Source organism: Chelatococcus sp. HY11, assembly GCF_018398335.1.
Taxonomy (GTDB): domain Bacteria; phylum Pseudomonadota; class Alphaproteobacteria; order Rhizobiales; family Beijerinckiaceae; genus Chelatococcus.
Map to the genome: position 1 here is coordinate 1,433,220 of NZ_JAHBRX010000001.1, position 12,181 is coordinate 1,445,400.

The window sequence follows — 12,181 nt, forward strand, 5'->3', positions numbered from 1 at the left end:
GCACGGCCCTGTCCGCAGGTTAGCACGCTTTTGCGCTTTGTTGCAGCGCGGCAGGATCACGCCGGCGTTATATCGGAAAACCTCGAATGCCTATTCGACGGTGACCGATTTGGCAAGGTTCCGGGGCTGGTCGACGTCCTTACCCATCACCACGGCGGTGTGATAGGCGAGGAGTTGCACCGGCACTGCATAGACGATCGGCGCGATGACCGGATCGAGCGGTGGCATGCCTATGGCGGCGAAGGCTGTTACGCCCGTCTCCTCGACTGCCCGTTCCTCGCCGATCAGAATGATCTTGCCGCCACGCGCGGCCACTTCCTGCACGTTGGAGACGGTCTTGTCGAAAACGCCATCGTGCGGCGCAAGCACGATGACGGGCATGCTCTCGTCAATGAGGGCGATCGGGCCGTGCTTCAACTCGCCAGCCGCGTAGCCCTCGGCGTGGATGTAGGAAATCTCCTTGAGCTTGAGCGCGCCCTCGAGCGCCAGCGGAAATGCCGGTCCCCGGCCGAGATAGAGGACATCACGGGCTTTCGCGAGTTCACGGGCGAGCTGCTCGATCTCTCGTTCATGAACGAGGCTGTCCGCCATGGCGCCCGGCACGGCAACGAGTGACGCCACCAAGCGCTGCTCCTCGGCCTCCGACAACGTGCCGCGCGCGCGCCCGGCCGCGATGGCGAGCGCCAGGAGCACCGCGAGCTGGCAGGTGAAGGCCTTGGTCGAGGCAACGCCGATCTCCGGCCCCGCCAGAGTCGGCATCACCACGTCGCTTTCGCGCGCGATGGTGGAGGTCGGCACATTGACGATGGACAGGATATGCTGCTTCTCGCCCTTGGCGTAGCGCAGGGAGGCGAGCGTATCGGCCGTCTCGCCGGATTGGGAGATGAACAGCGCGAGTTCACCTTCGTCGAGGGGCATCTCGCGATAGCGGAACTCGGAGGCGACATCGATATCGACGGGAAGCCGCGCCAGACGCTCGAACCAGTATTTGGCGACGAGACCGGCGTAGTAAGCCGTCCCGCAGGATGAAATGACGAGACGCCTCAGCTTTGCGAAATCGAACGGCAAGGCGCCGGGCAGTTTCACCCGGCCGCTCGCCAGATCGACGTAATGGGCGATGGTGCGGCCCACGACCTCCGGCTGCTCGTGAATCTCCTTGGCCATGAAATGGCGATGGTTGCCCTTGTCGGCGATGAAAGCGCTCTGCGCGATCTGCTGACGCGGCCGCCTGACAACCTTTCCCGCATGATCGTGGATCGTGGCGCCGGCACGCTTCAGCACCGCCCAATCGCCATCGTCGAGATAGGTGATGCTGTCGGTGAAGGGCGCGAGCGCCAGTGCATCCGACCCCAAATACATCTCGCCCTGGCCATAGCCGACGGCAAGCGGCGCGCCATGCCGGGCTCCGATCATCAGGTCGTCCTCGCCGGTGAAGAGAAAGGCCAGCGCGAAGGCCCCCTTCAGCCGAGGCAGCACCGCGGCGACCGCATCGACCGGGGAACGGCCGCGTTCGAGCTCGCGTGAGACGAGCTGCGCCACCACCTCCGTATCGGTCTCGCTCTCGAAGACCAGCCCCTCGGCAGCGAGCTCCGCTTTCAATTCGCGGAAATTCTCGATGATGCCGTTATGGACGACGGCTATACGGGCCGTTGCATGGGGATGGGCATTGCTTTCGTTGGGGCGGCCATGGGTCGCCCAGCGCGTGTGGCCGATGCCGCTGGCACCCGGCAGCGGCGCGATGGCGAGCTTCTCCTCAAGATTGCGCAGCTTGCCCTCGGCGCGCCGTCGGTCGAGCCGGCCGCCGTCGAGCGTGGCGACGCCGGCCGAATCATAGCCGCGGTATTCAAGCCGCTTCAGCGCATCGACAACCTGCGCCGCCACCGGCCCACGGCCGAGAATTCCAACGATGCCGCACATCAGCCGACCACCTCGCTGCACAACTTGATCCAAGCCCGTGAGGGCTAGCAGAAGCGCGGCAGTCTGACCAAATCAAGTTGCATAAACGTTTGTGTCCTGCCTCAAAACGCGATCAATGATCCTCCTTTGGGCCAAACTTCTCCTTAAAAAGGGGTACCCACCCCTCCTTCAAGGCCTGACGTCCGCGCCCGAGCGCCAGCGCGTCCGGGGGCACGTCGGCGGTGATGACGGACCCTGAGCCGACGAAGGCCCCGTCGCCGATCGTCACGGGAGCGACGAGCGAGGAATTCGAGCCGATGAAGGCATTGGCGCCTATCGTGGTGCGGTGCTTGCGGAAGCCGTCGTAATTGCAGGTGATGGTACCCGCGCCGATGTTTGTCGCGGCGCCTATGGATGCATCGCCGATATAGGTCAGGTGGTTGACCTTGGCGCCGGCGCCCAGGGTCGCCGCCTTGATCTCCACGAAATTGCCGACGCGGGCTCCTTCGCCGAGCTCGGCACCGGGCCTCAGCCGGGCAAACGGCCCGACAGAGACCCCCGCGCCGATCGTCGCACCCTCGATATGCGAAAAAGCATGGATGACGGCGCCATCGCCGACCGTGACGCCCGGTCCGAAGACGACGTTTGGCTCAACGACGACATCCATGCCAAAGGCGGTATCGGCCGCGAGAAAAACCGTCTCCGGCGCGACCAATGTGACGCCCATGGCGAGCGCCGCGCCGCGCAGACGTTTTTGAAAAGATGCTTCCGCCTGAGCGAGTTGCGCGCGATCGTTCACACCTTGAATCTCATCCTCGCTCACGGTGAGCGCGCGGGTCGCGAGGCCCCGGCCATGGGCGATCGCCACCACGTCGGTGAGGTAATATTCGCCCTTGGCATTGCTGTTTCCCACAGCCTCGAGGAGTTCGACAGCCGTGGCGCCGGCAAGCGCCATGACACCGCCGTTGCAGAGCGTAATCGCCCGCTCGCCCTCGCTCGCATCCTTATGCTCACGGATCGCCACGAGGCTGTCGCCCTCGCGCACCAGCCGTCCGTAGCCCGTCGGGTCGGCGGCCTCGAAGCCCAGCACGACCACCGCGGCGCCATCGGCCAGCGCGTCGCGTAGCCGGCGAAATGTGTCTGCTGTCACAAGCGGCGTGTCGCCGAAGGCAATGATGACGTCGTCCGCCCCGCGCGTGATCGCCGCGCGGGCGGCCAAAACCGCATGGGCCGTGCCGAGGCGCTCGCGCTGCTCGACGATCTCGGCAGCCGGCCAGGCCTTGCGCGCGGCCGCGGCCACGTCGGCGCGGTCCGGTCCGACCACAACAGTGATTTCGCCCGCGCCCGCGGCCGTGGTTGTCGCCAGCACATGGCCGAGGAGCGAACGACCGGCGACTTCATGCAGCACCTTGGGACGCCGGGAACGCATGCGTGTGCCTTCGCCCGCGGCCAGCACCACCGCCAGACAGCGGCGTTCATCGCTTTTACTGGCAGTCGGCGCGGAGGCGCGCTCACCGGATGTCGTCATTGTTCAACCGTCCTTCCAGGGTGGGGCTACCCACAGCCGATGACCATTTCTAAAGTGTCTGTCAAAGCTTTGCCGATATTTGGTGTCTAACTTCATTCGCGGCACTCATGAATCCACCTCGCGGCCCGATGGGTAGCCATGTTAAATGTCAGCCGCCCCGGCTGGAAGTCCCGCTCCCTCCAAGCGCCTTCCTCACTCTAAGAAGCAGTGGACCATCGTGTCAGAGATAAAGCCGTGCCCAAACACTCCTGATCGCCTTGCGCTCGATCGCCGCGAAATGCTCGGCCTCGGGGCCGTGGTATCGGCCGCGAGCCTTCTCGGCACGAGCGCGGCGAGCGCACAGAATCAAAATGTGGTCGACGCCGCTCTGGAGATTCTGGGTGACGGCAAGACATTCGACGCCGCGCGTATGGGGGAAGTCGCGAAGTTTCTCGCGACGCGCCCCTTTGTGCCACTGCCGAACGATCTGCCGGACACCTTCGCGAAGCTCCCCTTCGACCAGTATGCAGCGATTCGCATCAAGCCCGAATCGTCCATATGGAATCGCGAGAGCCGCGGCTTCACCGTCGAGCCGTTGCATCGCGGCTTCGTCTACGGCAACCGGGTGCAGATCTTCGCGGTCGAGGACGGGGTCATTCGGCGTATCGGCTATAGCAAAAACGCCTTCGACTTCGGGAAGGTCCCGCCCCCGGCGGACGATCAGGACCTCGGCTTCTCCGGCTTTCGCGTTCTGGCCGATGGCGGCAATGGCAGCAGCTGGGAGGCGGCGATCTTCCAGGGTGCCACCTTCTTCAGGGCAAGGGCGCGCAACCAGGAGTTCGGTGTCTTCGCCCGCACGTTGATCCTCAAGCCGGCCGATACGCGCGGCGAGGAAGTGCCTTTCTTCCGGGCCTTCTGGATCGACCGGCCGACGGCCGGCTCCGGCGCGATGGTGATCAACGCGCTTCTTGATTCCGAGAATCTGACCGGCACGGCGCGTTTCACCCTCAGGCCCGGCGAGATGACGATCACCGACCTCGAGGTCAGCCTGTATCCGCGCGCCGTGATCGACCATGTAGGCTACGGCGCGATGACCGGCGCCTTTCTCTTCGGGCCGAATGATCAGGCGACAACGCCGGACGTACGCGTCGCCGTGTATGAGGTGAAGGGCCTGCAGATTCATAACGGGCGCGGCGAATGGATCTGGCGGCCGGTCAGCAATCCGAGCAACCTGGAAATTTCGGCCTTCGTGGATACAAATCCCGTCGGCTTTGGGCTATTGCAGCGTGACCGCGACTACGCCTCCTTCCAGGACGATCGGCAGCGCTTCGACCGCCGGCCGAGCCTGTGGCTCGAACCGTTGGGGGAATGGGGCGCGGGACAGGTGCAGCTCATCGAAATCCCGACCGATTCGGAGCTCAACGACAACATCATCGCCTATTGGCGTCCAAAGGAGCCACTGGCGGCGGGTGGCGAAGCGAGTTTCGCCTGCCGTCTCTACTGGTGCTGGTCGCCGCCCGAGCGTCCGGCGCTGGCTGTCGTGACCGGCACACGTGTCGGCCAGACAGGTTCGGGACGTATTACACGCTTCGCGGTCGACTTCCGCGCGGAGGCGTTCTCCGACGCCAATCTGCTGCGCGAGGCGAAGGCAACCGTGACCGCCACGCCTGGCAAGATTTCCAAACTCCAACTTTGGCCTTATCCCGAGCGCAAAACTTTGCGAGCAACCTTTGAGCTGGACCCAGGGAGTGACCCCGCTTCCGAACTACGCCTCGTCATCGAGAACGCAGGGAAACCATTGGGCGAGACATGGCTTTATCGGTGGACGGCTTGAACGAGTTGACGATGACCGATTCTCCCTTGACCAAGGACCTGGAAGCAGCGACCAGATCCTCCGGAAAGCAAGCCAGCTCCGCGCAGGAGATCATGGTGGTGGACGCAGCGCGCGCCCATGAGGCCCCGGGCGCCCTGCCTTCCGATCCTCTGCCCGCTGAAAAGCGGCTCGCCATGCCGACGCAGTCTCTGCGGTCCTGGTCACCGGGAGACCGCAGGGGTTTCGTCGCGCCTCACAAGATTCGCGCGCCCTGGCTCGCGCGCATCCTCGTCTTCGGCGGAGCCGCAGCCCTCACCGGCTACGGCGCCTGGGAAATGTACCAGGTCGTGTCGGTGAGCCGTACCACCGTGCTGCAGTGGGTGCTGCTCGTCCTCTTCACCATCAATTTTTCCTGGATCGCGCTTGCCTTCACCAGCGCCCTGCTGGGTTTCGCGACATTGCTCTTCGCCCGGCGGGATCGCGACACATTGCCCAAGGCGCTGACGAGGCGCACCGCGGTGGTGATGCCGATCTATAACGAGTCGACGGCGCGCGTGTTCAGCGCCTTCGCCGCCATCCGGGAGTCCGTGGAGGATACGGGCCTCGGGCAGCATTTCGACTATTTCATCCTCTCGGACACCACGCAGCCCGATATCTGGCTGGCGGAGGAACGGGCGTTTCTCGACCTCCGCCGTCGCTACGGCAACGACTGCCGCATCTATTATCGCCACCGCGTGAAGAACACGCACCGGAAGGCTGGCAATATCGCCGACTTCGTAACGCGCTGGGGTGGTGCCTACGACCACATGCTGGTCCTGGACGCAGACAGTCTGATGACCGGCGCCTGCATCGTCCGTCTCGCCCATGCCATGGAGAATGATCCGGACGCCGGCATCATCCAGAGTCTGCCGATGATCATCAACCGCAACACGCTGTTCGCGCGCGTCCAGCAGTTTGCGGCCCGTGTCTATGGCCCGTTGATCGCCAAGGGCCTCGCGGTCTGGATGGGCAAGGACGGCAACTACTGGGGTCATAACGCCATCATCCGCACGGCGGCCTTCGCTGCCCATTGCGGCTTGCCTGACCTTCCGGGCAAGCCCCCCTTCGGCGGCCATATCCTCAGCCATGATTTCGTCGAGGCCGGGCTGATCCGCCGTGCCGGCTGGACGGTTTACATGATTCCGGAAATGGCGGGCAGCTACGAGGAGAGCCCGCCTTCGCTGATCGACGTGGCAGCGCGCGACCGCCGCTGGTGCCAGGGCAATCTGCAGCATTCGCGCGTCATCGGCGCGCGTGGCTTCAAACTGGCCACGCGGCAGCATTTCGCCACCGGCATTTTCTCCTATCTCGCCTCGCCGCTGTGGCTGCTGCAGCTCATGGTCGGTATCGTGCTGGTCTGGCAGACGCACTACGTGCGGCCGGAATATTTCACGCGCGAGTTCTCGCTCTTTCCCGTCTGGCCGCGCTTCGACCCCGAGCGCGCCCTGTTCCTGTTCGCGGTGACCATGGGCATTCTGCTGGCGCCGAAGCTTTTCGGCCTCCTCCTGATGCTCCTGACCAGGCAGGAAAGGCGCGCGAGCGGCGGCGGCATCCGCCTCATCATCTCGTCGCTGCTCGAGATCATCCTGTCGGCGCTGCTGGCGCCGATCATGATGCTCATCCAGTCGGGCGCGGTGTTCCAGATCATCGCCGGGCGTGACACCGGCTGGCAACCTCAGCGTCGCGATGACGGCTCGATCCCGTTCCGCGATATTGTGCGCAGGCATCGCATGCACACGATCCTCGGGCTGATCACCGGCATTTCCGCCTTCATGATCGCGCCATCGCTGTTCGGCTGGATGTCCCCCACCATCGTCGGCCTGGTGCTCGCCATCCCGATATCCTGGGCGGCCGGCACCCTAGCCCTCGGCCTGGCGCTCAAGCGCGCGGGACTGCTGCTGACGCCGGAGGAGACCGTGCGTCCGCCCATCGCCGAGCGCGCGGGCGAGCTCAACGCCGAGTTCCAGCGCGACGGCTTCGATGACGCGGATGCGCTGGATGTGATCCATCGCGACGCGGATGTGCGCACCTGGCATGAAATGCTCCTGCCAAGCGGGCTCAAGCGTCATCGCGGCCAGATCGAGGCCGACCATGCGCTGGCTCTCGCCAAGCTGATCGACGCCGAGACGATCGAGGATGCCCGCGCTTGGCTCAAGCCGAAGGAGCGCATGGTCATCCTTCAGGACCGCGGCATGCTCTCCATGCTCGCGAAACTGCCCACTCAGCGCCAGCTTTCGGCGGAGGCCGCATGACACTGGGGGCAAGCCTCGGCGAGGCCAAGAACGGGCCGTTGTCCGAGCAACGTTCGTCTTTTCGCCGAGGCTCTCCACACAGGAACGTTTCAAGACGGTTGACCCGGAGCCGTCTAGACCGTATCTCAAGGCACCTTCTTGAGGGAGCGCGTAGCTCAGCCGGTAGAGCAACTGACTTTTAATCAGTAGGTCCTGGGTTCGAGCCCCAGCGCGCTCACCAAAATTAGCTTAAAAATCAATAACTTATCCTAATTCGGATCGAGCAACCAAGGAACCACCCTGCTCATGGAACCGCCGTGGAACCACGGCGAATTTCGATGGACAGGGCACCATGACTGCAATCCAACTGCTGACCGATGCGAACGAGCCTCTGGGGTTCCTGCTCTTCGCAAATCCCGCTGGCGGTCAGCTGGTTGCAGGCGAGTATGGTTGCATTCTCGCATCCTTTCCCGTTTCGGTAACGCTTTGGGACGATCCGCGAGGTCGATTTATCCTGGACCATAAGCAGCGTGAGTTCCGCGCGGTGGTAACAAGCGACGCGGGAGAGATCACAATTCGCATTGATATGGATACGGGCTGGAGCCTCGAGCTCAAGGGCAAAGGTGACGGCATGCGGTGGGTCGCGCAGCGTGGTGCGGAACGTGTCGCAGGCAAGGCAATAGCCGGGCGATAGAACAGGTAGCTCCGGCGATCTTCTACAGGGTCTCGGCGCGTGGTATCTCACTGCGGGTCACATGCCGCTGGACTGTGCGCTCGGACTTGCCGATCGCTTCGGCGGTGGCTTTCGCAAACGTTGGCGCCAGATTGGCGTCAACGTCACCTCGACCAAGAGATCGGTTCATTCCAGCAGCCCTTATGTTAGCCGCTGCGGTATTTGGATATATCTCCTCATAGATCTGCTTCCGCCGCGCCATGGCGGATGCGATCTCCGCGTCCGACAGTTCTTCGCGGATGAGGTTCTCGTCTGCGTCCGCTTAAGGTGGCTCAGCTGATGACGGTCCCCTCGCCCACGAAGCGCGTTTCAAACAAATAGAACCGACCGGCTCGCCTGATCGCGTCGGCTCCCTCTGGCGTCAGAAAGACGAAACCGACCCGTCGCTGGGTCCCCGGCTCGAACGGCTCATCGCCAAGCTGTAGGCGTGCGTCCCAGCCGCCTCTCGCAAGATCCTTCGACGTGAAGCAAGGACAGCCATATCCTAAAAGAGCCGCTGAAGTTCTGCCGCCCTCCTGCGTGGTGTAGAGGCGGACGTCGGCGACAAGGTCGGGCGCCCGGGTCTGCCAAGGAGCATTTATCATGACGGAAAGTGGCCCTTAGTCGCCAATGCGAGCAATGGCTCGTCACAAAATAAAGCGCTGCGGTCTCTCGACTTCAAGCCCCATTGGCGGCGCTGCCGCAAGCCGCTCCTCGGTACCGCGGCGGATCGCCGCCACCTGGAGCTCCGGCGTCACTGCTTTCGCCGCCTCTAGAAGGACCGTCTGGTTGCCGGCGACGCCCGCCTTGCGGGCTGCCTCTTTGGCTTCGGTCGATAGAGCGGCTACCGACAAAGCCCTTCGGACAGACCGCTCTGGCATGCCCAAGTCGCGAGCGGCCTGACGAACGCCTCCCTTTGCACCGCGGCCTCGACCCGGCTCCTTTAGTGCGGCAGGTTGCCGCGCTTTATCCGCCAGCGTCCGCTTCCGCTCCTGCCGGAGTTCCATCCACGCCGCGATCAGCTCCCCGCGTTCGATGTCATCGATCTGACGGAAGGTTCTCGGCGATCCAGACGAGCCTGCCGGCTTCCATCTACAACCCGGGAGTGTCTCCACGAGCTGGCAACGGTGACTTGGTTAAGCTTACTGAGGATAAGTGCCTTCGACTGTACATTCGGCGCAGCAAGCCTCCCTATCCCGGGATGCGCTCAACGTCACGGACGCTTACCATCTTTCCAAAATTGAGGGCCACCCGAAGGAAAGAGGCAAATGCCCACCCAAAAAGGGCAAACCAGAATACTACAATATAATATTGGACGGTTTGGTTTACATCGAACTTCCATATCATTAAAGGGATCGAATAAAGCGTTAGAAGAAAGCCGACTACCATCGCTCTCCATGTATATCTATGAAATATACGCATGGCATGGGTGCGCGAAATCTCACCTATAAAGCCGGTCGTTTTTGTGGCAACGAAACCAAAAACGCTGAATACAAAGCCAGTCTGGATGGCAGACCAGCCAAAGACGGCCGAGAACAAGCCATCAAGACTTATCCGACCTCCATTTATTTGCTGCGTCACCCATTCACGCTCGGCGATGGCGATCACGATGCAGGCCACCGCGATAAATAGTGGCGAGAACCGCTCTACAACCATCACAAAGTAAGAGTTCTTAGGAACGCTTGGCATCGCGCTTAAGCCCATCTTTGATCGCGCTAACGCGAAGGTTGTAACTTGCATCAGGATCGTTTTTTGGCAGCTTTAAGTGCACGACGTCATTCAGTATTTCGTCAAGTAAATTTATCTCGTCTGCCTGATCGATGCCGCCGCGCTCAGTCTTTGCCCGTATTTTTCTGATATCCAATTCACCGTCGCTACTTTTCTTCATTAAATCTCTTGCAATATCCATGATATTATCAAGATGCCCTCTTGTCTGCCCCATAGACATTGTAATTTCGATCAGATGGGGTCCGTATGCCTTGCTCAAGCTCCCCAAGCTTTCATACAGCGAGTTGGCCTGCCTGTCCGAAGCGTCAATTTCCTCTGGTCGGGCTATAGATATCTGAAATTTCGTTTTAGGGCTTGCCTGAAACCGATCCCAAGCATCCTCTCTCAGCCTAGGAGTAAGTATGTACATAATGTTGGGTGGAAACTTAGAGAAGTATGTATTTATTCGTGAAAGCGCAAGAGCCTTATTATCATGCTCTATGGCTAGCACTTTTCTTCCATTATCATAAACAAACGCGACATGATGACCTAAGGGCTTGTCGGTCTTCAGCGGCTCGACCTTGCCCGGATGAACTTCCGACGGATATCCCTCTTCCTGGAGGCGAACAAACTCCCCCTCGAATGATCCATCCGTACCGTATGGCGATAGCTTTTCCAGCCGAACCCGCATCTCGCCCACATCACGCTCTCGCGTATCAGGATCACCAAGATCGTGGATCGCCTTGAGCGCCTTTGCTAGCGGCGGGTGCGACCTGTCTGCGCGACCAACATCATAGTAGCGTATCGATATCCGAGCCATGCCTAATCGCGCCCCCCAACGTGCCATTGCTGCCATTCATCAGCTCTCAGCGCAATATGCGATACGCTCTCATCGCACAACTGACTACTAATGCTGCCCGGCAGTTCGCGCGTCTGAGCTGCAACCACTCTCTGGATGTTGCGCACCGCGTCGCTTCTTGATGATATCAGTCCGAGTTAGTTCTCTTTCATTCAAGGGCTTGATCATAATCCGCTTCATCCCCGCCAGCATGGACGCGTCCACCGTCGCGCTGATCGACGCGCGCCTCGCGGCGATCCGGCGCGATCACGCTGTGACCGTCCCGCTCGCCATCGAGAGCGGCAGCCGGGCCTGGGGCTTTCCGTCGCCGGACAGCGACTATGATTGCCGCTTCGTCTTCATCCGGCCGATCGACCGCTATCTGACGCCCTGGCCCGATCGCGATGTCATCGAGACGCCGATCGAGGGCGACCTCGACGTCAACGGCTGGGATCTCGGCAAGGCGCTGACGCTCATGCTCAAGGGCAACGCCGTCATCAGCGAATGGCTGACGTCGCCGATCGTCTACGGCGCCGATCCGTGGTTCCGAGATACGTTCCTCGCCTTGGCCCGGCGCCTGGCGCGGCGCGAGCTGATCGGCCGGCACTATCTGCACCTGGGCGAGCGCCAGCGCCGCACCTATTTCGGTGATGGCAAGGAGGTCGCGCTCAAGAAGATCTTCTATGCCCTGCGGCCCGCCATCGCGCTGCGCTGGCTCCAGCGCCACCCCGGGGCCGCGGTACCCCCGATGCACTTTCCGACCCTAATCGCCGAGGGCGAGCCGCCGGCGGAGCTTGCCGCGCTGGTCGGGGATCTCCTGGCCCGTAAGGCGATCACCCGTGAGCTGGGCGTCGGGCCGGTGCCCGAGCCCATCGCCGCCTTTATCGACAGGGAGTTTGAGGCAGCGCGCGAGGTCTTCGAGACCGGGCCGATCCCGATCGATGAGCGCGCGAAGCATGAGGCGGAAGCGTTCTTTCGAGCGGCTGTCGAGAGGTTCGGGCGATGATCACACGAGCCGACATGATACCGTTGCTGATTGCAGCAGACCCCAGCCTCGAGCCGCAATGGCGCCTGTTCCAGGAGGAATGGGCCAATGATCCCGAGCCTCCTCTGTATATAGCGCTTGGCGAATTGGCGCATCATGTGTCTGGCAAGCTTGAACGACAGGACACAGACCTGATGCCGGCTATCTTTGCCGTCGTCGAGCGCTGGCTTGCGGACGGCGATCCCTATGTTCAGAACGCTGCGGCTGCGGGGTTTCTGGAAGACTTGCAAAACAGCGCTCTCAATTCCGCCGTCGAGCTTTCAGCCTTTCGCCAATGGCTCGGGCCTCTGAGCCTGCGCGCGTGGAACTCCCTTGATACGGCATGAGGAGAATGCCTCGACAAGCCGTCAGATTGTCGAGCAGAAGCCAAGTTAGTCTTCGACCTGGATATAA

11 protein-coding genes and 1 tRNA gene are annotated in these 12,181 nt (G+C 62.0%); 6 read left to right on the forward strand and 6 right to left on the reverse strand.

The annotated features are described in order from the left end of the window. Nucleotides 1–90: 90 nt before the first annotated feature. Both glmS and glmU read right to left on the reverse strand, forming a co-directional pair. Complete coding sequence (gene glmS / locus KIO74_RS06710) at nucleotides 91–1,917, reverse strand: glutamine--fructose-6-phosphate transaminase (isomerizing) (RefSeq protein ID WP_213331276.1); 1,827 nt, start codon at nucleotides 1,915–1,917, stop codon at nucleotides 91–93. A gap of 112 nt (nucleotides 1,918–2,029) precedes the next feature. Continuing rightward, complete coding sequence (gene glmU, locus KIO74_RS06715; RefSeq protein WP_213331277.1) at nucleotides 2,030–3,424, reverse strand: bifunctional UDP-N-acetylglucosamine diphosphorylase/glucosamine-1-phosphate N-acetyltransferase GlmU; 1,395 nt, start codon at nucleotides 3,422–3,424, stop codon at nucleotides 2,030–2,032. Nucleotides 3,425–3,641: 217 nt separating this feature from the next. Here glmU and KIO74_RS06720 point away from each other — a divergent pair, with 217 nt between their 5' ends. The 4 genes from KIO74_RS06720 to KIO74_RS06735 all read left to right on the forward strand — a co-directional run bounded on the left by KIO74_RS06720 (nucleotide 3,642) and on the right by KIO74_RS06735 (nucleotide 8,180). Continuing rightward, complete coding sequence (locus KIO74_RS06720) at nucleotides 3,642–5,237, forward strand: OpgD/OpgG family glucan biosynthesis protein (RefSeq protein WP_349629153.1); 1,596 nt, start codon at nucleotides 3,642–3,644, stop codon at nucleotides 5,235–5,237. 92 nt (nucleotides 5,238–5,329) lie between these two features. Then, nucleotides 5,330–7,507: a glucans biosynthesis glucosyltransferase MdoH gene (mdoH, locus tag KIO74_RS06725; RefSeq protein ID WP_213334480.1), complete on the forward strand. Its 2,178-nt coding sequence runs from the start codon at nucleotides 5,330–5,332 to the stop codon at nucleotides 7,505–7,507. Between the two features lie 144 nt (nucleotides 7,508–7,651). Then, nucleotides 7,652–7,727, forward strand: a tRNA-Lys gene (locus KIO74_RS06730). Between the two features lie 111 nt (nucleotides 7,728–7,838). Next, nucleotides 7,839–8,180, forward strand: coding sequence for a hypothetical protein (locus tag KIO74_RS06735; protein WP_213331278.1), 342 nt, complete (start codon nucleotides 7,839–7,841; stop codon nucleotides 8,178–8,180). 22 nt (nucleotides 8,181–8,202) lie between these two features. On the opposite strand, the gene KIO74_RS06740 is transcribed toward KIO74_RS06735, so the two are convergent. From KIO74_RS06740 to KIO74_RS06755, 4 genes are all read right to left on the reverse strand, one after another. Then, nucleotides 8,203–8,349: a hypothetical protein gene (locus KIO74_RS06740; RefSeq protein WP_213331279.1), complete on the reverse strand. Its 147-nt coding sequence runs from the start codon at nucleotides 8,347–8,349 to the stop codon at nucleotides 8,203–8,205. A 496-nt stretch (nucleotides 8,350–8,845) separates the two neighbouring features. Next, nucleotides 8,846–9,079: a hypothetical protein gene (locus tag KIO74_RS06745; RefSeq protein WP_213331280.1), complete on the reverse strand. Its 234-nt coding sequence runs from the start codon at nucleotides 9,077–9,079 to the stop codon at nucleotides 8,846–8,848. Nucleotides 9,080–9,389: 310 nt separating this feature from the next. Beyond that, nucleotides 9,390–9,887 (reverse strand): hypothetical protein, encoded by a 498-nt coding sequence (locus KIO74_RS06750; RefSeq protein WP_213331281.1) that lies wholly within the window; start codon nucleotides 9,885–9,887, stop codon nucleotides 9,390–9,392. Beyond that, complete coding sequence (locus tag KIO74_RS06755; protein WP_213331282.1) at nucleotides 9,871–10,761, reverse strand: DUF6731 family protein; 891 nt, start codon at nucleotides 10,759–10,761, stop codon at nucleotides 9,871–9,873. Before KIO74_RS06755 ends, KIO74_RS06750 begins: the two co-directional genes overlap by 17 nt. A gap of 193 nt (nucleotides 10,762–10,954) precedes the next feature. Between KIO74_RS06755 and KIO74_RS06760 the strand changes: the two genes are divergently transcribed. Beyond that, the gene (locus tag KIO74_RS06760; RefSeq protein WP_213331283.1) at nucleotides 10,955–11,749 is read left to right on the forward strand and encodes a nucleotidyltransferase domain-containing protein; all 795 of its coding nucleotides are present in this window, start codon (nucleotides 10,955–10,957) and stop codon (nucleotides 11,747–11,749) included. Then, nucleotides 11,746–12,114: a DUF7674 family protein gene (locus tag KIO74_RS06765; protein WP_213331284.1), complete on the forward strand. Its 369-nt coding sequence runs from the start codon at nucleotides 11,746–11,748 to the stop codon at nucleotides 12,112–12,114. Before KIO74_RS06760 ends, KIO74_RS06765 begins: the two co-directional genes overlap by 4 nt. The last annotated feature ends 67 nt before the right edge of the window (nucleotides 12,115–12,181 follow it).

Coding starts and splice junctions, on each gene's coding strand:
- glmS (WP_213331276.1), bottom strand. CDS start 1,917: ATGTGCGGCATCGTTGGAATTCTCGGCCGTGGGCCGGTGGCGGCGCAG.
- glmU (WP_213331277.1), bottom strand. CDS start 3,424: ATGACGACATCCGGTGAGCGCGCCTCCGCGCCGACTGCCAGTAAAAGC.
- mdoH (WP_213334480.1), top strand. CDS start 5,330: ATGGTGGTGGACGCAGCGCGCGCCCATGAGGCCCCGGGCGCCCTGCCT.
- KIO74_RS06735 (WP_213331278.1), top strand. CDS start 7,839: ATGACTGCAATCCAACTGCTGACCGATGCGAACGAGCCTCTGGGGTTC.
- KIO74_RS06740 (WP_213331279.1), bottom strand. CDS start 8,349: ATGAACCGATCTCTTGGTCGAGGTGACGTTGACGCCAATCTGGCGCCA.
- KIO74_RS06745 (WP_213331280.1), bottom strand. CDS start 9,079: ATGCCAGAGCGGTCTGTCCGAAGGGCTTTGTCGGTAGCCGCTCTATCG.
- KIO74_RS06750 (WP_213331281.1), bottom strand. CDS start 9,887: ATGCCAAGCGTTCCTAAGAACTCTTACTTTGTGATGGTTGTAGAGCGG.
- KIO74_RS06755 (WP_213331282.1), bottom strand. CDS start 10,761: ATGGCAGCAATGGCACGTTGGGGGGCGCGATTAGGCATGGCTCGGATA.
- KIO74_RS06760 (WP_213331283.1), top strand. CDS start 10,955: ATGGACGCGTCCACCGTCGCGCTGATCGACGCGCGCCTCGCGGCGATC.
- KIO74_RS06765 (WP_213331284.1), top strand. CDS start 11,746: ATGATCACACGAGCCGACATGATACCGTTGCTGATTGCAGCAGACCCC.